This window comes from Pseudomonas sp. GW821-FHT07F05 (assembly GCF_059418765.1).
Genome location: NZ_JBWKQL010000003.1, coordinates 142,330 through 166,816 on the forward strand (window position 1 = coordinate 142,330; position 24,487 = coordinate 166,816).

At 59.9% G+C, this 24,487-nt stretch carries 27 protein-coding genes; 26 read left to right on the forward strand and 1 reads right to left on the reverse strand.

Annotated features, from left to right (window positions below; translation table 11 throughout):
* Positions 1-20: 20 nt before the first annotated feature.
* The 3 genes from secD (at position 21) to AC07RO_RS08435 (ending at position 3,474) form a co-directional block, all read left to right on the forward strand.
* Positions 21-1,889 (forward strand): protein translocase subunit SecD, encoded by a 1,869-nt coding sequence (gene secD, locus AC07RO_RS08425; RefSeq protein WP_346625592.1) that lies wholly within the window; start codon positions 21-23, stop codon positions 1,887-1,889.
* Between the two features lie 9 nt (positions 1,890-1,898).
* Positions 1,899-2,810 (forward strand): protein translocase subunit SecF, encoded by a 912-nt coding sequence (secF, locus tag AC07RO_RS08430; RefSeq protein WP_192170736.1) that lies wholly within the window; start codon positions 1,899-1,901, stop codon positions 2,808-2,810.
* 118 nt (positions 2,811-2,928) lie between these two features.
* The gene (locus AC07RO_RS08435; RefSeq protein ID WP_133776208.1) at positions 2,929-3,474 is read left to right on the forward strand and encodes a glycine zipper 2TM domain-containing protein; all 546 of its coding nucleotides are present in this window, start codon (positions 2,929-2,931) and stop codon (positions 3,472-3,474) included.
* Positions 3,475-3,591: 117 nt separating this feature from the next.
* Here the strand turns inward: AC07RO_RS08435 and suhB are convergent, their stop codons facing one another.
* Positions 3,592-4,407, reverse strand: coding sequence for a type III secretion system regulator SuhB (gene suhB / locus AC07RO_RS08440; protein WP_074886357.1), 816 nt, complete (start codon positions 4,405-4,407; stop codon positions 3,592-3,594).
* Positions 4,408-4,642: 235 nt separating this feature from the next.
* Here suhB and trmJ point away from each other — a divergent pair, with 235 nt between their 5' ends.
* The 23 genes from trmJ to AC07RO_RS08555 all read left to right on the forward strand — a co-directional run bounded on the left by trmJ (position 4,643) and on the right by AC07RO_RS08555 (position 24,425).
* Positions 4,643-5,416, forward strand: coding sequence for a tRNA (cytosine(32)/uridine(32)-2'-O)-methyltransferase TrmJ (gene trmJ / locus AC07RO_RS08445; RefSeq protein WP_495085816.1), 774 nt, complete (start codon positions 4,643-4,645; stop codon positions 5,414-5,416).
* Positions 5,416-6,198 (forward strand): serine O-acetyltransferase, encoded by a 783-nt coding sequence (gene cysE / locus AC07RO_RS08450; protein ID WP_495085817.1) that lies wholly within the window; start codon positions 5,416-5,418, stop codon positions 6,196-6,198. Before trmJ ends, cysE begins: the two co-directional genes overlap by 1 nt.
* Before the next feature lie 168 nt (positions 6,199-6,366).
* A complete protein-coding gene (gene iscR, locus AC07RO_RS08455; RefSeq protein ID WP_172610826.1) occupies positions 6,367-6,858 on the forward strand; it encodes a Fe-S cluster assembly transcriptional regulator IscR in 492 nt (163 codons plus the stop codon).
* A gap of 44 nt (positions 6,859-6,902) precedes the next feature.
* A complete protein-coding gene (locus AC07RO_RS08460) occupies positions 6,903-8,117 on the forward strand; it encodes an IscS subfamily cysteine desulfurase (RefSeq protein WP_172610828.1) in 1,215 nt (404 codons plus the stop codon).
* An 89-nt stretch (positions 8,118-8,206) separates the two neighbouring features.
* Entirely contained in the window at positions 8,207-8,593 is a 387-nt protein-coding gene (gene iscU, locus AC07RO_RS08465) for a Fe-S cluster assembly scaffold IscU (protein ID WP_062383507.1), read from the forward strand.
* Between the two features lie 51 nt (positions 8,594-8,644).
* Positions 8,645-8,968, forward strand: coding sequence for an iron-sulfur cluster assembly protein IscA (gene iscA, locus AC07RO_RS08470; RefSeq protein ID WP_065990022.1), 324 nt, complete (start codon positions 8,645-8,647; stop codon positions 8,966-8,968).
* An 8-nt stretch (positions 8,969-8,976) separates the two neighbouring features.
* Positions 8,977-9,495 (forward strand): co-chaperone HscB, encoded by a 519-nt coding sequence (gene hscB, locus AC07RO_RS08475; protein ID WP_172610830.1) that lies wholly within the window; start codon positions 8,977-8,979, stop codon positions 9,493-9,495.
* Between the two features lie 48 nt (positions 9,496-9,543).
* The gene (gene hscA, locus AC07RO_RS08480) at positions 9,544-11,406 is read left to right on the forward strand and encodes a Fe-S protein assembly chaperone HscA (RefSeq protein ID WP_495085818.1); all 1,863 of its coding nucleotides are present in this window, start codon (positions 9,544-9,546) and stop codon (positions 11,404-11,406) included.
* Positions 11,407-11,409: 3 nt separating this feature from the next.
* A complete protein-coding gene (gene fdx / locus AC07RO_RS08485; RefSeq protein ID WP_192170739.1) occupies positions 11,410-11,751 on the forward strand; it encodes an ISC system 2Fe-2S type ferredoxin in 342 nt (113 codons plus the stop codon).
* Positions 11,752-11,764: 13 nt separating this feature from the next.
* On the forward strand, positions 11,765-11,965 hold the full coding sequence (gene iscX, locus AC07RO_RS08490; protein WP_074886338.1) for a Fe-S cluster assembly protein IscX: 201 nt from the start codon (positions 11,765-11,767) through the stop codon (positions 11,963-11,965).
* Positions 11,966-12,055: 90 nt separating this feature from the next.
* Positions 12,056-12,481, forward strand: a complete 426-nt coding sequence (ndk, locus tag AC07RO_RS08495) for a nucleoside-diphosphate kinase (protein WP_007916882.1) — start codon at positions 12,056-12,058, stop codon at positions 12,479-12,481.
* Positions 12,482-12,508: 27 nt separating this feature from the next.
* A complete protein-coding gene (gene rlmN / locus AC07RO_RS08500; protein ID WP_192170740.1) occupies positions 12,509-13,657 on the forward strand; it encodes a dual-specificity RNA methyltransferase RlmN in 1,149 nt (382 codons plus the stop codon).
* 26 nt (positions 13,658-13,683) lie between these two features.
* Entirely contained in the window at positions 13,684-14,442 is a 759-nt protein-coding gene (pilW, locus tag AC07RO_RS08505) for a type IV pilus biogenesis/stability protein PilW (RefSeq protein ID WP_192170741.1), read from the forward strand.
* Positions 14,442-15,476, forward strand: a complete 1,035-nt coding sequence (locus AC07RO_RS08510; protein WP_423571733.1) for a RodZ domain-containing protein — start codon at positions 14,442-14,444, stop codon at positions 15,474-15,476. Before pilW ends, AC07RO_RS08510 begins: the two co-directional genes overlap by 1 nt.
* Before the next feature lie 3 nt (positions 15,477-15,479).
* The gene (ispG, locus tag AC07RO_RS08515) at positions 15,480-16,589 is read left to right on the forward strand and encodes a flavodoxin-dependent (E)-4-hydroxy-3-methylbut-2-enyl-diphosphate synthase (RefSeq protein WP_065990008.1); all 1,110 of its coding nucleotides are present in this window, start codon (positions 15,480-15,482) and stop codon (positions 16,587-16,589) included.
* A gap of 21 nt (positions 16,590-16,610) precedes the next feature.
* On the forward strand, positions 16,611-17,900 hold the full coding sequence (hisS, locus tag AC07RO_RS08520) for a histidine--tRNA ligase (protein ID WP_495085819.1): 1,290 nt from the start codon (positions 16,611-16,613) through the stop codon (positions 17,898-17,900).
* A 38-nt stretch (positions 17,901-17,938) separates the two neighbouring features.
* Complete coding sequence (locus tag AC07RO_RS08525; protein ID WP_192170744.1) at positions 17,939-18,580, forward strand: tetratricopeptide repeat protein; 642 nt, start codon at positions 17,939-17,941, stop codon at positions 18,578-18,580.
* Positions 18,573-19,724: an outer membrane protein assembly factor BamB gene (gene bamB, locus AC07RO_RS08530; RefSeq protein ID WP_495085820.1), complete on the forward strand. Its 1,152-nt coding sequence runs from the start codon at positions 18,573-18,575 to the stop codon at positions 19,722-19,724. The genes AC07RO_RS08525 and bamB overlap by 8 nt, the downstream gene beginning before the upstream one ends.
* 149 nt (positions 19,725-19,873) lie before the next feature.
* On the forward strand, positions 19,874-21,346 hold the full coding sequence (gene der, locus AC07RO_RS08535; RefSeq protein WP_065990003.1) for a ribosome biogenesis GTPase Der: 1,473 nt from the start codon (positions 19,874-19,876) through the stop codon (positions 21,344-21,346).
* A 118-nt stretch (positions 21,347-21,464) separates the two neighbouring features.
* Complete coding sequence (locus AC07RO_RS08540; protein WP_495085821.1) at positions 21,465-22,613, forward strand: pyridoxal phosphate-dependent aminotransferase; 1,149 nt, start codon at positions 21,465-21,467, stop codon at positions 22,611-22,613.
* A complete protein-coding gene (locus AC07RO_RS08545; protein WP_495085822.1) occupies positions 22,601-23,392 on the forward strand; it encodes an amidohydrolase in 792 nt (263 codons plus the stop codon). The genes AC07RO_RS08540 and AC07RO_RS08545 overlap by 13 nt, the downstream gene beginning before the upstream one ends.
* Positions 23,393-23,450: 58 nt before the next feature.
* On the forward strand, positions 23,451-23,891 hold the full coding sequence (locus AC07RO_RS08550) for a hypothetical protein (protein ID WP_495085823.1): 441 nt from the start codon (positions 23,451-23,453) through the stop codon (positions 23,889-23,891).
* 126 nt (positions 23,892-24,017) lie between these two features.
* A complete protein-coding gene (locus AC07RO_RS08555) occupies positions 24,018-24,425 on the forward strand; it encodes a hypothetical protein (RefSeq protein ID WP_192170748.1) in 408 nt (135 codons plus the stop codon).
* The last annotated feature ends 62 nt before the right edge of the window (positions 24,426-24,487 follow it).

Consider the following 24,487-nt stretch of genomic DNA (forward strand, 5'->3'; position numbering starts at 1 on the left):
CGTTATAAGCAGGCGGCGTGATGTTGAACAAATACCCTCTGTGGAAATACATCCTGATCCTGGCAGTGCTGGTGATCGGTTTTATTTATTCCGCACCCAATCTCTACCCTGATGACCCGGCTATCCAAGTCAGCGGCGCAAGCACTGCGCTGCAGGTCAACCAGGCTGATCTGGATCGCGTAAGCAAGGCGCTTACCGATGCTGGCATCGCGGTCAAGGGCGCGTCTCTGGCCGAGAATGGCAAGGGCGGTTTGTTGCGTCTGACCAAACAGGAAGACCAGCTGCCAGCCAAAGATGTCGCACGCAAGGCGCTGGGCGATGACTACGTTGTTGCGCTCAACCTGGCTCAGACCACGCCGAAATGGCTTCGCAGCATTGGCGCTACGCCGATGAAGCTGGGTCTCGACCTGTCCGGTGGCGTGCACTTCCTGCTCGAAGTCGACATGGACAAGGCGCTCAGTGCGCGCCTAAATGTCTACGAAGGCGAAGTGAAGAGCCTGCTGCGCAAGGAAAAAGTGCGTTATCGCAGCCTTCCGCAAGATAACGGCGCCATCCAGCTGGGCTTCAGCGATGCTGATACCCGCGAACAGGCCCGTGCGCTGATCCGTAAGGACTACACCGATTTCGATATCACCACAAGCGATCGCGGCGAGATGCCGATCCTGCGCCTGGCCATGACCCCAGCCAAGATCGCTGAAATCCGCGAATACTCGATCAAGCAAAACCTGACCACCGTGCGTAACCGGGTCAACGAGCTGGGCGTCGCCGAACCGCTGGTTCAGCGTCAGGGCGCCAACCGCATCGTGGTTGAGCTGCCAGGTGTTCAAGACACCGCCGAAGCCAAGCGTATTCTCGGCAAGACCGCCAACCTTGAGTTCCGTCTGGGCGCAGGTCCCGACGACAACAAAGCCACTACCGAGATGTTCGAGTTCCGCGAAGGCGGTCGTCCTGCGGCGCCGGTCGAGCGTGGTCTGATCATCACCGGTGACCAAGTGACTGACGCCAAGGCCGGCTTTGACGAGCACGGCCGTCCTCAGGTGAACATCAAGCTGGACGGCCATGGTGGTGATCTGATGAGCCGCGCCACCCGCGCGAATGTCGGTCGCAGCATGGCGGTGATCTTCATCGAGCAGAAGCCGACCACCACCTACACCAAGCAAGTGGTCAACGGCGTTGAAAAAGACGTGCCGGTTCAGACCTTCAAGGAAGAGAAGAAGATCATCAGCCTGGCGACCATTCAGTCGCCGCTGGGTGCTCAATTCCGTATCACCGGCCTGAATGGCGCGGGTGAGTCTTCCGAGCTGGCGCTGTTGCTGCGTGCCGGTGGTCTGGCTGCACCAATGTACTTCGCTGAAGAGCGCACCATTGGCCCGAGCCTGGGTGCCGACAACATCACCAAGGGTATTGATGCATCCTTGTGGGGCATGCTGTTCGTCTCGCTGTTCATCCTCGCCATCTACCGTTTCTTCGGTCTGATCGCGACCGTGGCGCTGGCCTTCAACATGGTCATGTTGCTGGCACTGATGTCGCTGCTGGGTGCAACGCTGACCCTGCCAGGCATCGCCGGTATCGTCTTGACGATGGGTATGGCGGTCGATGCGAACGTGCTGATCTTCTCGCGGATTCGTGAAGAGATCGCCAACGGCATGACGGTCCAGCGTGCGATCAACGAAGGCTTCGACCGCGCGTATACCGCGATCCTCGACGCCAACCTGACGACGCTGCTGGTCGGCGGCATTCTCTTCGCGATGGGCACAGGCCCGGTGAAGGGTTTTGCGGTCACCATGTCCCTCGGGATCTTTACCTCGATGTTCACAGCCATCATGGTGACCCGCGCAATGGTCAACCTGATCTTTGGCGGTCGTGACTTCAAGAAGTTGTGGATTTAAGGGGCTGCCATGAAACGTACGATCAACTTCATGGGCGTTCGCAACATTGCGTTCGCCATTACCATGCTTCTTACCGTTCTGGCGTTGTTCAGCTGGTTCTATAAAGGGCTGAACTTCGGTCTGGATTTCACTGGCGGCACGCTGATCGAGCTGACCTACGAGCGTCCGGCCGACCTGCACAAAGTGCGCGAAGAGCTGGTTGCGTCGGGTTACACCGAAGCCGTCGTGCAAAGCTTCGGTGCGACCACCGATCTGCTCGTTCGTATGCCGGGTGAAGATCCGCAGCTGGGCAGCCAGGTTGCCGAAGCGCTGCGCAAGACAGGTGCCGATAACCCGGTTACCGTCAAGCGCGTCGAGTTCGTCGGTCCGCAAGTGGGTGAAGAGCTTCGCGACCAGGGCGGCCTCGGCATGCTGCTGGCGCTGGGCGGCGTTCTCATCTACCTCGCCTTCCGCTTCCAGTGGAAGTTCGCAGTGGGCGCCATCGTCTCGCTGATTCACGACGTGGTGGTGACGATGGGTATCCTGTCGTTCTTCCAGGTGACCTTCGATCTGACTGTACTGGCTGCAGTGCTGGCGATCATCGGTTACTCGCTCAATGACACCATCGTGGTATTCGACCGGGTTCGCGAGAACTTCCGTCTGCTGCGCAAGGCTTCTCTGATCGAGAACATCAACATCTCCACCACGCAGACGCTGCTGCGGACCATGGCCACCTCGATCTCCACCTTGCTGGCGATCGTCGCGCTGTGGATCTTCGGCGGCGATAGCCTGCACGGGTTCTCGGTGGCGCTGTTCATTGGTGTTCTGGCGGGTACTTACTCGTCTATCTACATCGCCAACGTGGTGCTGATCTGGCTGAACCTGCGTAGCGAAGACTTGCTGCCACCGGTCACCGTCGACAAGGTGGATGACCGTCCGTAACCGATACTGGTAACCGGCCATCACCTAAAAAGGCGCGAGTGTGAACTCGCGCCTTTTTTTATGCTCCAAGGCTGGGAGTAGCGCGAGCAATCGCGCTGAATATCGTCAGGAGGTTCACGTGAACAAGTCGTTGCTTATTGGTGCAGTATTGGGTGCTGTCGGTGTAACCGCCGGTGGTGCTTTGGCCACCTATAGCCTCGTAAAACAAAGCGGCCCAGAGTACGCAGACGTACTTGCCGTCGAGCCTGTGAAAGAACAAATCAAAACCCCGCGCCAAGTCTGCAAGGACGTTGCCGTCACTCACCGCGCCCCGGTGAAGGACGAGCATCAGATCGTGGGGAGTGTCATCGGTGCCGTAGCGGGTGGCCTGCTCGGCAACCAGGTCGGCGGCGGTACTGGCAAGAAGATCGCCACGGTCGCCGGTGCGGTCGGTGGTGGTTACGCCGGTAACAAGGTTCAGGAAGGCATGCAGAACCGCGATACCTACACAACGACCGAGTCGCGCTGCAACACCGTCAACGACATCAGCGACAAGGTGGTTGGCTACAACGTGAAGTACAAGCTCAACGACAAAGTTGGGCAGGTTCGTATGGACCGTGATCCAGGTAGCCAGATCCCCGTCAACAAGGACGGTCAGCTGGAGCTGAGTCAAGCGGGCCAGTAATAGCCTATAGAGCTAATCAAAAAAAGCACCTTCGGGTGCTTTTTTGTTGCCCAGAGCACAGGCGTTCGGGCACAAAAAAACCGGCACATGGCCGGTTTTTTGTACAGCGTGCTCGGCTTAGCGCTTCAGCGAAGCCGGCACGAACGGAGCGATCGAGGTGAGGACCGCTTTGAAGCATTTGGTGTTGCCGGCAACGATGTGGCCTTTTTCAAGGAAGTCGTGACCGCCGTTGAAATCGCTGACCAGACCGCCTGCTTCCTGAATGAGCAGGGCGCCTGCGGCCATGTCCCACTCCGACAGACCCGATTCCCAGAACGCATCGAAACGGCCTGCAGCCACGTAGGCCAGATCCAGGCTCGCAGCGCCGGCGCGACGGATACCGGCAGTCTGGCCCACCAGCGAACGGAACATGTTCATGTAGTTGTCGAGGTTATCGAGCTGGTTCTCGCGGAACGGGAAACCAGTGCCGAGCAGTGCGCCTTCAAGGCTCTTGCGCGGGCTGACACGCAGACGACGGCCGTTCAGGGCAGCGCCACGACCGCGGCTTGCGGTGAACTCTTCCTGGCGGACCGGATCCAGAACAACAGCGTGTTCAAGGCGGCCGCGGTATTTGCACGCGATGCTGACGGCAAAGTGAGGAACGCCACGCACGAAGTTAGTGGTGCCGTCGAGCGGATCGATGATCCAGAGGTAGTCGGTGCCTTCGCCGCTGCCTTCATGCAGGCCGCTTTCTTCGCCAAGGATGCCGTGGGTTGGATACGCCTTGCGCAATGCAGTGATGATGCTCTGCTCGGCGGCGCGATCGATTTCGGTTACGTAATCTTTCGCGTCTTTTTCGTCGACCTTGATGGTATCCAGGCGCTCGATGGAGCGGAAAATCAATTCGCTGGCGCTGCGGGCGGCGCGCAGCGCGATATTCAGCATGGGCTGCATGGATGGATCACCTAGGTCGTTAAAGAGAGCCGGCCATTCTATTGGTTCTCTTGGATGATTTCCAGCGCGAGTGCAGACTTTGCCGCGCGTCCGGTCGGCTTGGCGTGTGCAGGTCAGCGGTGCCCTGTCACCTTTTGGCGGCGCATCCCGTGCGTGAGGCGCAAGGTTCGTGGCGCCGATGGAAGCGCTTCTGTAACATTCGTCCCCCTTTTCACCTGCTAGCGAGACTTCACCAGTGCTGCAAAATATTCGTGTCGTCCTGGTCGGTACCAGTCATCCCGGAAATATCGGTGGCGCCGCGCGTGCCATGAAAAACATGGGCCTTTCGCGTCTGGTGCTGGTTGATCCCGCCATGTTTCCCCACCATGAAGCCGATGCAAGGGCGTCTGGCGCGGGCGACATCCTGGAAGGCGCGCAGGTCGTGGCGACGCTGGAAGATGCGTTGGTAGGCTGCAACCTGGTATTGGGCACCAGCGCCCGAGATCGCCGCATTCCCTGGCCGCTGCTCGACCCTCGCGAAGCGGGCGTCAAGACCGTGGAGCACGCCGCCCTGGGCGAAGAGATCGCACTGGTGTTCGGCCGTGAATACGCCGGCCTCACCAATGAAGAGCTGCAGCGCTGCCATTACCACGTACACATTCCTTCGGACCCGGAATTCAGTTCGTTGAATCTGGCTGCCGCCGTGCAGGTATTGAGTTACGAAACCCGCATGGCCTGGCTCGCGGCGGATGGCCAGGCAAGCAAGGTGGAGAAGTTCGAGGTCAACTCGGTGCGCAGTACCGAGCTGGCCACCATGGATGAGATGGAGAAATTCTATGAGCATCTTCAGTTCACGCTGGTCACCATCGGCTTCCTTGATCCCGAGAAGCCGCGCCATCTGATGGCCCGGCTGCGTCGTTTGTACGGGCGCTCTGCGGTCAATCGATCCGAGATGAGCATCTTGCGCGGCATCCTCACCGAGACCCAGAAAGCGGCCAACGGCGAACCCTACAAGCGGAAGGATCAGTGATGTTCGAGCGTCTGCGGGAAGACATCCAAAGCGTGTTCCATCGTGACCCGGCGGCACGAAATGCCTTTGAAGTGCTCACCTGCTATCCCGGCATGCACGCGATCTGGCTGCATCGGCTGTCCGGCTGGCTGTGGCGCAACGATCTGAAGTGGCCAGCGCGCATGGTTTCCAACTTCGGTCGCTGGCTGACCGGCATCGAAATCCATCCCGGCGCTAAAGTCGGCCGGCGTTTTTTCATCGATCACGGTATGGGCATCGTCATCGGCGAGACCGCCGAGATCGGCGATGACGTGACCCTTTATCAGGGCGTAACGCTGGGCGGCACCAGCTGGAACAAAGGCAAACGCCATCCGACTCTGGAGTCCGGTGTTGTGGTGGGCGCGGGTGCGAAGGTACTCGGGCCATTCACAGTGGGTGCCGGGGCGAAGGTCGGTTCCAACGCGGTGGTGACCAAGCCCGTGCCGGCGGGTGCGACTGTGGTGGGCATTCCCGGACGAATCATCGTCAAGTCTGACGACGAGGCTGAAGCCAAGCGCAAGGCGATCGCCGAAAAGCTCGGCTTCGATGCCTATGGCGTCAGCGAGGACATGCCTGATCCAGTGGCGCGCGCGATAGGGCAGTTGCTCGATCACCTGCAAGCGATGGACGTTCGTGTGGAAGACATGGGCAAGGCATTGAAGAGCCTGGGCGGCGAATATCGCGAGAAGGAATTGCCGGAGTTGCGTCAGGAAGTCTTCGACTGCATGAAAGAGCCTTGTCAGGCTGACGCGCCTCCGAAATGAAGCAGCAGCGCGGCTGCAGACGGCACATGTGCCAATCCCCGCCGCGTTTTGCTATGATGCGGCCGCGATTTTGCGGGTAATCCCGACTGTTCCACTAGGTCTTATAGTTGACTTAAATACTCGGGAATAGCATACTCGCCCTCATTCCGAACCTCCGCGGTACATGCCATGCGACTGACTACAAAAGGCCGATACGCTGTCACTGCCATGCTCGATCTGGCATTGCATGCGCAGCATGGGCCAGTGTCCCTGGCCGATATCTCCGAGCGGCAAGGGATTTCCCTTTCCTACCTCGAGCAACTGTTCGCCAAGCTGCGCCGCGGCAACCTTGTTTCCAGCGTACGCGGTCCCGGCGGCGGTTATCAGTTGTCCCGCGACATGCAGGGCATTCAGGTGGCCCAGGTGATCGACGCGGTCAACGAATCGGTTGACGCGACGCGCTGCCAGGGGCTCGGTGATTGCCATGCTGGCGACACCTGTCTGACCCACCACTTGTGGTGCGACCTCAGTCAGCAGATTCACGAATTTCTAAGCGGTATCAGCCTGGCCGACCTCGTCACTCGCCGTGAAGTGCAAGAAGTCGCCCAACGTCAGGATCTGCGCCGTTGCGGTAGCAAGACGCAGCCACTGGACAAGATTGAAACATCCGCCGTTGAGTGAACGCAGATGAACGCGCGGCGCGCCTGCCCGATAGGAGATATTCAATGAGATTGCCGATTTACCTCGATTATTCCGCAACCACCCCGGTCGATCCGCGTGTTGCGCAGAAAATGAGCGACTGTTTGCTGGTGGATGGCAACTTCGGTAACCCGGCGTCGCGCTCCCACGTCTTTGGCTGGAAGGCTGAAGAGGCGGTAGAGAACGCGCGTCGTCAGGTCGCTGATCTGGTCAACGCCGACCCGCGCGAAATCGTCTGGACTTCCGGTGCCACCGAGTCCAACAACCTCGCGATCAAGGGCGCTGCGCATTTCTATGCCTCCAAAGGCAAGCACCTGATCACCAGCAAAATCGAACACAAAGCCGTGCTCGACACCATGCGTCAGCTTGAGCGTGAAGGCTTTGAAGTCACCTACCTCGAGCCGACCGAAGATGGCCTGATCACTCCGGCCATGATCGAAGCTGTCCTGCGCGACGACACCGTTCTGGTCTCGATCATGCACGTCAACAACGAGATCGGTACGGTCAACGACATCGCAGCGATTGGCGAGATGACCCGTTCCCGCGGTGTGCTCTTTCACGTCGACGCAGCGCAGGCCACCGGCAAGGTTGAAATCGACCTCGCCAACCTCAAAGTTGATCTGATGTCGTTCTCGGCCCACAAGACCTACGGTCCTAAAGGCATTGGCGCACTGTGGGTCAGCCGCAAGCCACGTGTTCGCATCGAAGCCGAAATGCACGGTGGCGGTCACGAGCGTGGCATGCGTTCCGGTACGCTGGCGACGCACCAGATCGTTGGCATGGGCGAAGCGTTCCGTGTTGCCAAGGAAGACATGGCTGCCGAGAACGTTCGCATCAAAGCCTTGAGTGATCGCTTCTATCAGCAGGTTGCGCATCTGGAAGAGTTGTATGTCAACGGCAGCATGACTGCCCGTGTGCCGCACAATCTCAACCTGAGCTTCAACTATGTGGAAGGCGAGTCGCTGATCATGGCGCTCAAGGACCTGGCGGTATCGTCCGGCTCCGCATGCACCTCGGCTTCGCTCGAACCTTCCTACGTGCTGCGCGCCCTGGGTCGTAACGATGAGCTGGCACACAGCTCGATCCGTTTCACTTTCGGTCGCTTCACCACTGAAGAAGAGATCGACTACGCCGCGCAGAAAGTCTGCGAGGCTGTCACCAAGCTGCGCGCCTTGTCGCCGCTGTGGGACATGTTCAAAGACGGCGTCGACATCTCCAAGATCGAGTGGGCGGCGCACTAATTCAAAGTCGCCATTTCATGCGGCACTTTGAAAACCGGGTTTTCCAAGTGTCGTGAGAGCGACGTGTTGTATCTGATGAGGATTGCACCATGGCTTACAGCGAAAAGGTCATCGACCACTACGAAAATCCCCGCAACGTCGGCAAGATGAATGCGGAAGACCCTGATGTCGGCACCGGCATGGTCGGCGCGCCGGCATGCGGCGACGTCATGCGTCTGCAGATCAAGGTCAACGAACAAGGCATCATTGAAGACGCCAAGTTCAAGACCTACGGCTGCGGCTCTGCCATCGCGTCGAGCTCCCTGGCCACCGAGTGGATGAAGGGCAAGACTCTGGATGAAGCAGAGACCATCAAGAACACTCAGCTGGCTGAAGAACTGGCCCTGCCGCCAGTGAAAATCCACTGCTCCGTGCTCGCTGAAGACGCCATCAAGGCTGCCGTTCGCGACTACAAGCAGAAGAAAGGCCTGCTCTAAGCAGAGTCTGTTCCGCTGCGTTAAGTAACTTGCGTGAGGTAAGGAGTTCCGATGGCTATCAGCATGACCGAAGCGGCCGCCAACCATGTACGCCGCTCCCTCGATGGGCGTGGCAAGGGTGACGGCATTCGTCTGGGCGTTCGCACGACCGGTTGTTCAGGCCTTGCCTACGTGCTCGAGTTCGTCGATGAGCCGGAAAGCGAAGACACGGTGTTCGAGTACCACGGCGTCAAGGTGATCATCGATCCCAAGAGCCTGGTCTATCTTGACGGCACCGAGCTCGATTTCGTCAAGGAAGGGTTGAACGAAGGCTTCAAGTTCAACAATCCCAACTCGCGCGGTGAATGTGGCTGCGGCGAAAGCTTCAACGTCTGAGGCTTATTGTGGGTACTCCTTGTCACTTTGCTTTATTCGACCTGCAGCCGGGCTTCAATCTGGATCTCGACCTGCTGGCGACGCGTTACCGTGAGCTTGCCCGGAGCGTGCACCCCGACCGTTTTGCCGACGCCCCCGAGGCTGAGCAACGGGTTGCGCTGGAGCGCTCTGCCAGTCTGAACGACGCCTACCAAACGCTGAAGAATGCGCCCAAAAGGGCGCGTTACCTGCTGGCGCTGAAGGGCGAAGTTCCGCTGGAAGTCACCGTCCAGGATCCCGAGTTTCTGATGCAGCAGATGCAGTGGCGCGAAGAGCTCGAAGATCTTCAGGACGACGCGGATCTGGCGGGTGTCGCGGTATTCAAGCGTCGGCTCAAGGTTGCCCAGGAAGAACTGAACGAAAGCTTCGCGGCTTGTTGGGACGATGCTGCACAGCGAGAGCAGGCCGAAAGGCTGATGCGTCGCATGCAGTTCCTCGACAAGCTCTCCTACGAAGTGCGCCAGCTCGAAGAGCGCCTCGACGATTAACCCCGCGCCGTCCTTTTGGGGCGGCACGCCAGTGATATCAGAAAAGCAATGGCTCTACTGCAGATCGCCGAACCCGGCCAAGCTCCAAAACCTCATCAGCGTCGCCTGGCTGTCGGGATTGACCTCGGCACCACCAATTCGCTGGTGGCTGCCCTGCGCAGCGGCATCAGTGAGCCGCTTCCCGACGTGAACGGTCAGGTCATCCTGCCGTCTGCCGTTCGCTATCACGCCGAGCGCGTCGAAGTGGGCCAGTCGGCCAAGGACGCTGCGGCGACCGATCCGCTGAACACCATCATTTCCGTCAAACGCCTCATGGGTCGCGGGATCTCCGATGTGAAGCATTTGGGTGGGCAGTTGCCCTACCGTTTCACCGGTGGCGAGTCGCATATGCCGTTCATTGAGACGGTGCAGGGCCCGAAGAGCCCGGTTGAAGTGTCGGCTGACATCCTCAAGGTGCTGCGTCAGCGCGCTGAAGAAACACTGGGTGGCGAGCTGGTCGGCGCGGTCATCACCGTTCCCGCCTATTTCGATGACGCTCAGCGTCAGGCCACCAAAGACGCCGCGAAGCTGGCGGGTCTGACCGTCCTGCGCCTGCTCAACGAGCCCACTGCAGCTGCCGTGGCGTATGGCCTGGATCAGAACGCCGAAGGCGTGGTCGCCATTTACGATCTGGGCGGCGGCACATTCGACATCTCGATCCTGCGCCTGACCGGCGGCGTGTTTGAAGTCATGGCCACCGGCGGCGACAGCGCGCTGGGCGGTGATGATTTCGACCACGCCATCGCGACCTGGATCATTGCTGAAGCCGGTCTGTCCGATGACCTCGATCCGGCTGCCCAGCGCCGTTTGATGCAGGCGGCGTGCGCGGCGAAAGAATCCCTGACTGACGCCGACTCGGTCGAAGTCGTCCATGGCGACTGGCAGGGCGTACTGACCCGCGCCGCATTCGATGCCCTTATCGAGCCGATGATCGCCCGCAGTCTCAAAGCGTGCCGTCGTGCCGTTCGTGATTGCGGCATCGAGCTGGATGAAGTCGAAGCCGTGGTCATGGTGGGCGGTTCCACCCGTGTCCCGCGTGTTCGCGAAGCCGTTGCCGAGCTGTTCGGCCGTCAGCCGTTGACCGAGATCGACCCGGATCAGGTAGTCGCCATCGGCGCTGCGATCCAGGCCGATACGCTGGCAGGCAACAAGCGTGATGGCGGCGAGTTGCTGCTGCTCGACGTGATCCCGTTGTCCCTGGGGCTGGAGACCATGGGCGGCCTGATGGAGAAGGTCATTCCGCGCAACACCACGATCCCGGTGGCCCGCGCCCAGGAATTCACCACTTACAAAGACGGCCAGTCGGCCATGATGATCCACGTGCTGCAAGGCGAGCGTGAACTGATCAGCGACTGCCGTTCTCTGGCACGCTTCGACCTGCGTGGCATTCCCGCGATGGTCGCCGGCGCTGCGAAAATCCGCGTCACCTTCCAGGTCGACGCCGACGGCTTGCTCAGTGTGTCCGCCCGCGAGCTGGCCTCGGGCGTGGAATCGAGCATTCAGGTCAAGCCTTCGTATGGCCTGACTGATGGCGAAATCACCCGCATGCTCAAGGATTCGTTCCAGTACGCCAGCGATGACATGGTGGCTCGCGCCCTGCGTGAACAGCAGGTCGACGCTCAGCGTTTGCTCGAGGCGGTCGAAGGCGCGTTGCAGGCTGATGGCGAGCGCTTGCTCGATGCCGAAGAGCGCATGGTCATCGACCTGCAGATGGAAGAACTTCGTGAATTGATGAAGGGCAATGACGGCCCGGCCATCGAGCAGCAGACCAAGCGTCTGTCGCAGGTGACCGATGCGTTCGCCGCCCGCCGCCTTGACTCGACGGTGAAAGCCGCGCTGTCAGGGCGCAACCTGAATGAGATTGAGGAATAACTGATGCCGCAGGTTACATTTCTGCCACACGCCGAGCATTGCCCGGACGGGATGGTTGTCGAGGCTGAAGTCGGCAAGTCGATTCTGGAACTCGCCCACGATCACCACATCGAGATCGAAAGCGCGTGCGGCGGCGTCTGCGCCTGCACCACCTGTCATTGCATCATTCGTGTGGGGTTCAACTCCCTCGAGGAAGCGGACGAGCTAGAAGAGGACTATCTTGATCGTGCGTGGGGTCTGGAAGCGCAGTCTCGCCTGGCGTGCCAGGCCAAGGTCGGTACGGAAGACCTGACTGTCGAGATCCCGAAATATTCGCTTAACCACGCTGCCGAAGCGCCGCACTGATCGAGAAGCTGTCATGAGTTACGGTTGGAATGACGTACAACGCATCGCTGAAGAACTCGCCGAGGCTCATCCCGGTGTTGACCCGTATTCAGTAGGGTTTACCAAGCTGCAACTGATGATCAAGCAACTGCCGGATTTCGACGACACCTCTGGCCGCGTCGGCGAGAAAGTGCTCGAGGCGGTCCAGACGCTCTGGGCCGACGAAATCGACTGAGCAGATTTGCACGTTAGGCAATAACATCAAACCCGCGTATAATTCGCGGGTTTAATTTTTCGCAATAATCACTGCTTCTGGAGTTACACCATGGCTGTTCAACGTACTTTCTCGATCATCAAGCCTGATGCTGTTGCCAAAAACGTCATCGGCGAGATCACCACCCGTTTCGAAAAAGCCGGTCTGCGCGTTGTCGCTTCGAAACTGAAGCAACTGTCCAAAGCCGAAGCAGAAGGTTTCTACGCTGAGCACAGCGCTCGTGGTTTCTTCGGTGATCTGGTTGCATTCATGATCTCCGGCCCGGTTGTCGTGCAGGTTCTGGAAGGCGAAAACGCTATCGCTCTGAACCGCGAACTGATGGGCGCTACCAACCCTAAAGAAGCAGCTGCCGGCACCATCCGTGCTGACTTCGCTGATTCCATCGACGCCAACGCTGTTCACGGCTCCGACTCCGAAGCCGCTGCTGCTCGTGAAATCTCGTACTTCTTCGCTGCTACCGAGGTAACCACTCGCTAAGCTATTGCTGCGAGTGAGGGTGAATCCATGACTGAATCAACTGGCAAAATCAACCTGTTGGGTCTGACCCGGCTGGAAATGGAAAAATTCTTCGAGTCTATCGGGGAGAAACGCTTCCGCGCCGGTCAGGTCATGAAGTGGATTCACCACTTTGGCGTCGATAACTTCGACGCCATGACGAACGTCGGCAAGGCCCTGCGCGAAAAGCTGCAGAGCCGTGCCGAAATTCGCGGTCCTGAAGTCGTCAGCGAGGACATCTCCACCGACGGCACCCGCAAATGGGTCGTCCGTGTCGAGTCCGGCAGCTGCGTCGAGACCGTTTACATTCCGCAAGGCAAGCGCGGCACCCTGTGTGTCTCGTCCCAGGCGGGTTGTGCGCTGGATTGCAGTTTCTGCTCCACCGGCAAACAAGGCTTCAACAGCAACCTCACCGCCGCCGAAGTCATCGGTCAGGTGTGGATTGCCAACAAATCTTTCGGCAGTGTCCCGGCTACCGTCGACCGTGCCATCACCAACGTGGTGATGATGGGGATGGGCGAGCCATTGCTGAACTTCGACAATGTCGTTGCCGCCATGCATCTGATGATGGATGACCTGGGGTACGGCATTTCCAAGCGCCGGGTGACGCTGTCCACCTCCGGCGTGGTACCGATGATCGATGAGCTGTCCAAGCATATCGACGTCTCGCTGGCCCTTTCGCTGCACGCGCCCAATGACGCGCTGCGCAACCAGCTGGTGCCGATCAATAAAAAGTACCCCCTGAAAATGCTCCTCGAGTCCTGCCGCAACTACATGTCTGCGTTGGGCGAAAAGCGTGTGCTGACCATCGAGTACACGCTGCTCAAGGACATCAACGACAAGCCTGAGCACGCCATCGAGATGATCGAGCTGCTCAAGGACACGCCCTGCAAGGTCAACCTGATCCCGTTCAATCCGTTTCCGCATTCGGGCTATGAACGCCCCAGCAACAACGCGATCCGTCGTTTCCAGGATCTGCTGCATCAAGCCGGCTTCAACGTCACTGTGCGTACCACGCGCGGTGAAGACATCGATGCTGCCTGCGGCCAGTTGGTCGGGCAGGTCATGGACCGCACCCGTCGCAGCGAGCGCTATATCGCCGTGCGGGAGCTCAGTGCCGATGCCGACGTGGTGCAGGTCGCTTCCGCTCGCAATTGAATGCGAATTTGACTGAGAGGATCTCTATGTCCCTGCGCGTTGCGCTGCTGCTCTGTTTTGCCACGCTGCTGGTCGGTTGTGTGTCCACCGGCAACGTCGATCCGCTGAGTACCAGCAAGGGACGTGACGAGGCTCGTCAAGCTTATGTGCAGTTGGGGTTGGGCTATCTTCAGCAAGGCCAGATGGAACGAGCCAAGGCGCCTCTGAAAAAGGCGCTCGAGCTAAACGGCTCCGATGCGGACGCCAATGCCGCGCTGGCTCTGGTGTTTCAGGCCGAGATGGAACCGGAACTGGCGAACCAGTATTACGAAAAAGCGTTGTCGGCACGTTCCAAAGACGCGCGAATCCTCAACAATTACGGCAGTTTTCTCTACCAGCAAAAGCGTTACAAGGAAGCTTACGAGCGCTTCGAGCAGGCCGCTGAGGATAACCTCTACGCCGAGCGCGCCCGGGTGTTCGAAAACCTCGGCATGACGGCTGTGATGCTCGGCAATCGCGACGCTGCCCGTGAGCATTTCGACAAAGCGCTGCGCCTGGATCGTCAGCAGCCACGCGCGTTGCTGGAAATGGCTGAGTTGTCGTACGAAGACAGGCATTATGTGCCGGCGCGCGATTACTACGAGCGCTTCAGCCAGTTGAGCGAGCAGAATGCGCGAAGCCTCTTGCTCGGCACGCGGCTGGCGAAGGTGTTTGATGATCGCAACAAGGCAGCCAGTTACGGCTTGCTTCTAAAAAGACTCTATCCCGGTACGCCGGAATATCAGCAATACCTGTCGGAGCAATGATGAAAGCGGCGCATCCCGAAGTTGTAGCAGCCACTCGCACGAACCCAGGCGAAACATTGCGACAGGCCCGCGAGAGCAAGAACTGGTCGCTGCCAGATGTGGCGTTGAGGCTCAACCTCACCGTGACTTCCCTGACTCATCTGGAAGCAGGCGATTTCGACAAGCTCCCCGGTCATACCTTCGCCCGCGGCTATGTCCGTGCCTACGCCAAGCTGCTGGACCTTGATCAAGCTGCATTGGTCAGTGCGTTCGATCAGTACACCGGCACCGACGGCAAGGGCAGCAGCGTTCATGCGCTGGGCCGAATCGAAGAGCCGGTGCGCCTGTCCCACAATATCCTGCGCATCGTCAGCCTCTTGCTGCTCATCGCGTTGATCGGCGGCGGCTTCGTATGGTGGCAGGATCAAGCCACCCTGCGCGGCAAGGAGCCGACCAATCTGGGCATGGAGCACGTCGAAGTCGAAAGCGCCGACGGCACCACCCAGATCCATCCGCTTGACGAGCCGGAAGATCAAGCTGTGGCTCAAGGTCAGACCGCGCTGCCGTTGAATAACGCCGAGCCTGCGTCCGCGCCTGAAGCGCCTGCTTCATCCAGCAGCGCGTCCAGCAGCACGGGCACCGTTGCAGGCGCTGTTGTTCCCCACAGCACATCTACCACCGCTCCGGTAACGCCTGCGCATACCGCGTCGACGCCAACCGCGCCGGTCACGACCGTAGCGCCAACGCCTGCGACAACCGCGCCCGTCAACAGCGCCCCGAGCGCAACCGCTGACGCCGCGACAGTACCGGCAGGTGCCGGCCGCGTGCAGGTTCAGTTTGTGAATGATTGCTGGACCCAGGTCACCGACGGCAATGGCAAAGTGCTGATGAGCGGTCTCAAGAAAAAAGGCGACAGCCTTGACGTCAATGGCAAGCCGCCGCTGACCCTGCGCCTGGGCTTCGCTCGCGGCGCGCAAGTGAGCTACAACGGTCAGCCGGTTGATGTGGCACCTTTCACCAGTGGCGAAACTGCTCGCCTGAAGCTAGGGCAATAAGTCATGCACGGCGAATCTCCGATCAAACGTCGCGAATCTCGTAAAATCTGGGTCGGCTCGGTGCCGGTCGGTGGCGATGCCCCGATCGCAGTGCAGAGCATGACCAACAGCGACACCAATGACGTCGCGGCCACGGTGGCGCAGATCAACCGTCTGGAAGCCGCCGGCGTGGACATCGTCCGCGTCTCGGTGCCGGACATGGACGCTGCCGAGGCCTTTGGCCGTATCAAGCAGTTGGTCAAGGTCCCGCTGGTCGCGGACATCCACTTCGATTATCGAATCGCCCTGCGCGTTGCCGAGCTGGGCGTCGATTGCCTGCGGATCAACCCGGGCAACATCGGCCGCGAAGACCGCGTCCGCGCGGTGGTTGAAGCGGCCCGTGATCGCGGTATTCCGATCCGCATCGGCGTCAACGCCGGTTCGCTGGAGAAAGACCTGCAGAAGAAGTACGGCGAGCCAACGCCGGCTGCCTTGGTCGAGTCCGCGCTGCGGCACGTCGAGCATCTGGACCGTCTGGATTTCCAGGACTTCAAGGTCAGCGTCAAGGCCTCCGATGTGTTCATGGCGGTCGAGGCTTATCGGCTTCTTGCCAAGCAAATCATCCAGCCGTTGCACCTGGGTATCACTGAAGCGGGCGGTTTGCGCTCAGGCACAGTGAAATCGGCCGTCGGCCTAGGTATGCTGCTGGCCGAAGGGATCGGCGATACCATTCGGATTTCGCTGGCTGCCGATCCGGTTGAAGAAGTGAAGGTCGGTTACGACATCCTCAAGTCGCTGCGTCTGCGTTCCCGTGGCATCAACTTCATCGCCTGCCCGAGCTGCTCGCGGCAGAACTTCGATGTGGTCAAGACCATGAACGAGCTGGAAGGGCGCCTTGAAGATTTGCTGGTCCCGCTGGATGTTGCGGTGATCGGTTGCGTGGTGAACGGTCCCGGCGAGGCGAAAGAAGCCCACGTTGGTCTGACCGGAGGCACGCCGAACCTGATCTACATCGATGGCAAGCCGGCGCAAAAGCTGACAAATGACAATCTGGTGGAACAGCTTGAACGCTTGATCCGCCAGAGAGCGGCCGAAAAGGTCGAGGCCGACGCAGCGCTGATCGCGCGCGGCTAACCCAGTTTCCAAGGAATATTTGTGAGTAAGTCTCTGCAAGCCATTCGTGGCATGAACGACATCCTGCCGGATCAAACGCCGCTGTGGCGCTACTTCGAAGGCACCGTATCGCGTTTGCTGGATAACTACGGTTATCGCCAGATCCGCATGCCGATCGTCGAGTTCACCGACCTGTTCAAACGCTCCATCGGCGAAGTCACCGACATCGTCGAAAAAGAGATGTACACCTTCGCCGACCGCAATGGCGATTCGCTGACCCTGCGCCCTGAAGGCACGGCGGCCTGCGTGCGTGCGGTCCTCGAACACGGCATCACCGGCGGCGGTCAGGTGCAGAAGCTTTGGTACATCGGCCCGATGTTCCGCCACGAGCGTCCGCAGAAAGGCCGCTATCGTCAGTTTCACCAGATCGGCGTCGAGGTGTTCAACCTCGATGGTCCGGACATCGACGCCGAGCTGATCGTCCTGACCTGGCGCCTGTGGGGCCTGTTGGGTATCCGCAATGCGGTCAAACTGGAGCTCAACAGCCTGGGTACCATTGAAGCCCGCGGCCGTTATCGTGAAGCGCTGGTCGAGTATCTCTCGGCGCGTCACGAGCAATTGGACGAAGACAGCCAACGCCGTCTGAAAACCAACCCGCTGCGTGTGCTCGATACCAAACATCCTGAAACCCAGGCTGTGCTGGTCGATGCACCCAAGCTGGCCGATTATCTTGACGACGAATCCCGGGTTCACTTCGAAGGCCTGAAGGCGCGTCTCGACGCGGCGGGCATTCCGTACGTGATCAACCCGAAGCTGGTTCGCGGCCTGGATTACTACAGTAAAACCGTATTCGAGTGGGTCACTGACCAGCTCGGCGCTCAGGGCACTGTCTGCGCGGGCGGCCGTTACGACGGACTGGTTGAGCAGATGGGCGGCAAACCGACGTCGGGCGTGGGCTTTGCCATGGGCATCGAACGTCTGGTACTGCTGCTGGAAACCCTTGAGCAGATTCCCGAAGAGATCGCCCGTACGGTCGACGTTTACGTCTGCGCATTCGGCGAGGCCGCCGAGCTGGCAGCGCTGACGCTGTCCGAGCGCTTGCGTGATCTGGCGCCGAACCTGCGTCTGCAAGTCAATGCCGGGGCTGGCAGTTTCAAGAGTCAGTTCAAGAAGGCCGACAAGAGCGGCGCGTTGTACGCGCTGATCCTTGGTGACGAAGAGCTGGCCCGCAAGGAAGTGGGCGTCAAACCGCTGCGTGGCCAGGGCGAGCAACAAAATATTGCCTGGGATGCTCTGTCCGAGCACCTGGCCACCTGCATCTCGCAGGGTTGAAGCAGATAAAAGCCGATTTAGCGAATAGGAGTATTGGGGTGTCGAGTACCGATGATGATGAGCTGGTTGCCGTAAAGGACTGGTGGCAGCGTAACGGCAAGCCTCTGGTGACCGGCGGCCTGCTGGCGGTGATCGTGGTGTTGGGCTGGCAAGGCTGGCAGCGCTATCAGAACAACCAGGCGCAAGGTGCTTCGGCGCTGTATCAGCAATTGCTGGAAACCGCACTGACGCCAAGCGGCCAGGCTGACGCAGGCCGTGTGGCCGAGATCGCCGGCAAGCTGAAAAGCGATTTCGGCGGCACCGCGTATGCGCAGTACGGCAGTCTGTTCGTGGCCAAAGTGGCTGTGGACACCGGCAAGCTGGATGACGCCGCGAACGAGCTCAAATCCGTGACCGACAAGCCGGCCAACGCGACCCTGGGTGAAATCGCCCGTCAGCGTCTGGCTCGTGTGCTCGCTGCACAGAACAAGGCCGAAGACGCGCTGAAGCTGCTCGACGGTCAGGCCGACACGTCGTTCGCGGCCAGCCGAGAAGAGCTGCGCGGTGACCTGCTGGTTCAGCTGGGTCGCACCGATGATGCCTACGCTGCATACAAGAAGGCCAAGGCGGCGCTTTCCGAAGAAGCGGCTGTTGGCGGTCTGCAAATGAAGCTCGACGATCTGGCGAAAGGGGATGCGTGACGTGATTCGTTGGAAACATGCAGCATTGCTGGCTCTGGCCATTCTGGCCGCGGGTTGCAGCAGCAACAGCAAAAAAGAGCTGCCTCCGGCAGAGCTCGTCGACTTCAAACAGGAAGTGACCCTGCAGAAGTTGTGGAGCCGTTCCGTCGGTGACGGTCAGGGCGACATCTACAACATGCTGGTTCCGGCCATCGACGGCGAGAACATCTACGCTGCCGATGCGGACGGTCTGGTCATGGCGATCAATCGCAGCAACGGCGACGTCGTCTGGAAAAAAGAGCTTGAACAACCAGTTTCCGGCGCCGTCGGCGTAGGTTTCGGTCTGGTCATGCTCGGCACGTTGCGTGGCGAAGTCATCGTCCTCGATGAGGCCACCGGCGAGCAGAAGTGGAAAGCCAAGGCGACCAGCGAAGTGCTGTCCGCTCCGGCCACCAACGGCAGTGTCGTGGTTGCCCAGACTCAGGATGACCGGGTTATCGGTTATGACGCCATCACTGGCGATCAGCGCTGGATCTACGAAAGCAGCCCGGCTGTTCTGACGCTGCGTGGCACCGGTGCGCCGATCGCGACCTCGTCGCTGGCCATCGCAGGCTTGTCCACCGGCAAGGTTGTGGCGCTGGACATCAACAACGGCGTCCCGGCCTGGGAGCAGCGCGTTGCCGTTCCGACAGGTCGTTCCGAGCTGGATCGCGTGGTCGACATCGACGGTGGCTTGCTGCTGTCCGGCAACACGCTTTACGTCGCAACCTACCAGGGTCGTGTAGCCGGTCTGGAACTGCAGAGCGGCCGCGTGCTGTGGCAGCGTGATGCCTCGAGCTATTCGGGTGTGGCGCAAGGCTTCGGCAGCGTTTACGTCTCGCTGGCCAACGGCACCGTGGAAGGCATCGATGAGCGCTCTTCCACCGGTCTGTGGAGCAACGACTCGCTGGCCCGTCGCCAACTCGGCGCGCCGGAAGTGTTCTCCAGCTACGTCGCGGTCGGTGACATGGAAGGTTATCTGCACCTGCTGAGCCAGGTCGATGGCCATTTCGTCGCCCGTGAAAAGATTGACAGCGATGGCTTGCGTGCACGCCCGCTGGTCTCCGGCAGCACCATTTACGTCTTTGGCAACAGCGGCAAGCTGGAAGCCCTGACGATCAAGTAGTGGCTGCCTATGCTTGAGGAGGTCGTTTTTCGGCTTCCCCAGGCGGCCCCGGTTTAATGGGGCCTGCGACGCTTCGGTGTCGCTCCGAACTCCGGCCGCTGCCTTGCAGCGGCTTTTGTATTTTCTGAAATAACGAAGTGGAGAGCCGCATGGTTCCCGTAATCGCCCTGGTGGGTCGACCGAACGTCGGCAAGTCTACCTTGTTCAACCGCCTGACCAGGACTCGCGACGCCATCGTCGGCGACTTGTCCGGTCTGACCCGTGATCGCCAATACGGTGAGGCCAAGTGGCAAGGGCGCTCCTACATCCTGATCGACACCGGCGGTATCTCCGGTGATGAACACGGCATGGACGAAAAGATGGCCGAGCAGTCGCTGCTGGCCATCGAAGAAGCCGATGTCGTGTTGTTCCTCGTTGACGCCAAAGCAGGCTTTACTGCCGCCGACCAGATGATTGGCGAGCACCTGCGCAAGCGCAACAAGACCTCTTACGTCGTTGCCAACAAGGTCGACAACATCGACCCTGACATGGCCCGGGCGGAGTTTGCACCGCTGGGTATGGGTGACGCGATTCCGGTTGCCGGCGCTCACGGTCGCGGCATCACGCAGATGCTCGAAATCGCCCTGCGCGATTTCCCGAAAGACGCTGACGAAGTCGAAGAAGGCGAAGAAGAGGAAGTCGTCGCTGAGGGTCAGGAAGCCAAGCGCATTCCTGGACCGAGCGAGAAGGATGGCATCAAGATCGCCATCATCGGTCGTCCGAACGTCGGCAAATCGACGCTGGTCAATCGCATGCTCGGTGAAGACCGCGTTATCGTCTACGACGAGCCCGGCACTACCCGCGACAGCATTTACATCCCGTTCGAACGCAACGAAGAAAAGTACACGCTGATCGACACCGCCGGTGTCCGCAAGCGCGGCAAGATCCACGAAGAAGTCGAAAAGTTCTCCGTGGTGAAAACCCTGCAGGCAATCAAAGACGCCAACGTGGTGATCTTCGTGATGGACGCCCGCGAAGGCGTCGTCGACCACGACCTCAACCTGCTGGGCTTTGCCCTTGAATCCGGTCGGGCCCTGGTCATCGCGCTGAACAAGTGGGATGGCATGGTGCCGAGCGAGCGCGACTACGTGAAGGTCGAGCTGGAGCGTCGGTTGTTCTTCGTCGACTTCGCCGACATCCACTTCATCTCGGCGCTGCATGGCACGGGGGTGGGTAACCTGTATCAGTCGGTGCAGAACTCGTTCAAATCCGCTGTGACCCGTTGGCCAACCAGCCGCCTGACCCAGATTCTCGAAGACGCGGTCAGCGAGCACGCACCGCCAATGGTGGGCAGCCGCCGCATCAAGCTGCGTTATGCCCACCTGGGTGGCGCGAACCCGCCGTTGATCGTGATCCACGGCAACCAAGTCGAGAAAGTGCCGAAGTCGTACGTCCGGTACCTTGAGAACACCTATCGCCGTGTGCTCAAGCTGGTCGGTACGCCTATCCGCATCGAGTTCAAGGGCGGCGAGAACCCGTACGAAGGCAACAAGAACACGCTGACCGACCGCCAGGTCAACAAGAAGCGTCGGATGATGTCGCACCACAAGAAAGCCGACAAGAAGCGCCGCGACAAGCGCTGATCGTGTAACGGTCTTTCTCGGAAAAGGCGCCAGCGGCGCCTTTTTTTGTGCGCGACATCTGGGCTATCCTGCGAGTCCCCGAGCCCTTCAGGTGTCGGGAGTGGAGCAGGAAAACCCCATGATCACCAGCAAACTGCCGAACGTTGGCACCACCATTTTTACTGTGATGTCTCAGCTTGCCGCCGAAACCGGGGCGATCAATCTGTCTCAGGGTTTTCCCGATTTCGATGGGCCTGACGCACTGCGTGAAGCCCTCTGCCGCCGCGTCATGGACGGCAACAACCAATACGCGCCGATGGCCGGCCTGCCTGTGTTGCGCGAGCAAGTCGCGGCCAAGATCGCTCGCTGCTACGGCCGTCAGGTCGGCGTCGACAGCGAAATCACCATCACGCCCGGCGCCACCCACGCCATCTTCTGCGCGATCCAGACCGTTGTGAGCGCCGGCGATGAAGTGATCGTCTTCGACCCGTGCTACGACAGTTATGCGCCGTCGGTGGAACTGGCCGGCGGGCGCACCGTGCATGTGCAGCTCAAAGACGGCGACTTCGCCATCGACTGGGAAAAGCTCGGCGCAGCGTTGAGCCCTCGCACCCGGATGATCGTCATCAACACGCCGCACAATCCCAGCGGCGCGCTCATCACCCGCGACGAACTGGATCGCCTTGCGGCATTGATCCGTGACCGGGACATTTACGTGCTCAGCGACGAGGTCTACGAGCATCTGGTGTTCGACGGCCTGCAACACGCCAGCGTACTGGCCCATGACGAACTGTATCAGCGCGCGTTTGTGGTCAGTTCGTTCGGCAAGACCTACCACGTCACCGGCTGGAAAACCGGCTACCTCGTTGCGCCGCCTGCACTGACCGCCGAAGCACGGAAGATCCATCAGTTCGTCGCATTCTGTGGCGTCACGCCGTTGCAGTGGGCGTTGGCCGATTTCATGGCAGCGCACCCCGAGCACGTCGACGAACTGCCGGCGTTTTATCAGGCCAAACGCGACTATTTCTGCGATCGCCTGGAAGCCTCGCGCTTCACCTTCACACGCGCCAGCGGCACGTACTTTCAGCTCGTTGATTATTCGCAGATCCGTCCGGACCTCAACGATGTGGACATGTCGCTGTGGATGACCCGCGAGCACGGCGTGGCAAGCATCCCCATTTCGGTTTTCTATCAGAATCCGCCTGAAGGCCAGCGCCTGATCCGGCTGTGTTTTCCCAAGCGCGAGGAGACGCTGCGTCTGGCAGCGGAAAAACTATGCGCGATCTGACCACCCTGCCCAATTTGAATATCGCGCTGGTTCAGACCACGCTGGTCTGGCACGACGCCCCGGCGAACCATGCGCATTTTGAAGAACTGCTGGCCCAGGCCAGGGGCGCAGATCTGGTGATCCTGCCGGAGATGTTCACCACCGGGTTTTCCATGGAATCCGAGACGCTGGCCGAGCCCGAAGACGGCCCGACCGCTCAGTGGATACTGGCCCAGGCTAGGCAACTGAATGCGGTGGTGACCGGCAGCGTGATCATTCGCGCCGCTGACGGCAGCCATCGCAACCGCCTGCTGTGGGCGCGGCCGGACGGCGAGCTGCTGCATTACGACAAGCGCCATCTCTTCAGAATGGCCGGCGAGCACGAGCACTACAGCCCGGGCGAGCGTCAGGTGCAGTTCGAACTCAACGGATGGCGAATTCGTCCGCTGATCTGCTACGACCTGCGTTTTCCGGTGTGTAGCCGTGATGCGCACAACACAGATCTGTTGCTCTATACCGCCAACTGGCCGGGCGCGCGCCGTCTGCACTGGAACCGTCTGCTGCCGGCGCGGGCGATCGAGAACTTGTGTTACGTCGCTGCGGTGAATCGCGTGGGAATCGATGGCAAGGGCTTTGCCTACACCGGCGACAGTCAGGTGCTGGATTTCCAGGGCGAGAGCCTGCTCAACATCGGCGAGGCGGATGGCGTGTTCCAGGTCAGCCTGTCAGCGCAGAGTCTGGCGGCGTACCGCGAGAAATTCCCGGCGTGTCTCGACGCTGATACATTCGAGATACAGTAACGTCATAGAGTTAACGGACGGGTGGTCGATAGCGGTTGTACCCAGACAGGAGATCGGTATGACCACCATCAGCACATCCTCATTGAATTCGTATTCCACCAGTTTCACCGTTGCGGTCAAAAAAGACGCCACAACAACGGCGGCTGACAGCGACGCCTCCACCACCACAGATGCCACGTCGGCGTCTGCATCGACCACAGCCACTGCGGCAGGTGGCGCTGGCGGTGCTGGCGGTGCGGGTGGGGCGTCTGATTCTTCCAGCACCAGCGAGCAGGCCATCGCGAAGCTGGAAGAGCAGATCAAGGAAACCCAGAAGCGCTTGCAGGAACAGCAACAGCAACTCGCTGCCGCCCAGGCCAGCTCTGGCACCGACGAGGAGAAGTCGGCGCGGGTGATGGCCATTCAGGGACAGATCTCGTCGACGACCGCCAGCCTGTCGACGGAACAGGCGGCACTCTTGCAACTGCAGAAGTCCGGCAGCATTAACACCACCGCCTGATTCACTGATTCAGAGACAAAACCGCTCCATGACCTCGGTCGTGGGGCGTTTTTGCGTCTGCAATAAATTGGACTTCAGATGTTTGTACGCTGGCCGATACAAAGTGCACCTCATAAGGAGTTCATCATGACCACCATCAACACCAGTTCGTTGGGTGCTTACTCCAGCGTGTTCACGGCCGCCGTCAAAACCGACGACTCCACCAAGAGCGATGCCAAGACCGCCAGCGTCGAGCTGCGTGGCAATGTGTACGGCGACTCCAAGGCGGCAGGCGCCAGTGAGTCAGCCGAAGCGCCGAGCATGAAGGAGGAGATGATCAAACAGTTGCAGGAGCAGATTGAGCAAACCCAGAAAATGCTCCAGCAGCAGCAAGCTCAGTTAGCCGCTGTCCAGGCCAGCAAGACGCCCGATGAGTTGAAGGCCACGCAGGTCATGGCGATTCAGCAGCAGATTTCCGGGACCATGGCTCAGTTGGGCGCACTGCAGGCGTCCCTGTTGAACTTGATGAAAGTCAAAGTCGACACCACGGCCTGATTATCCAGCGCTAAAACGAAAGGCCCTGAAGTGTGCACTTCAGGGCCTTTTGTATCGGGCGC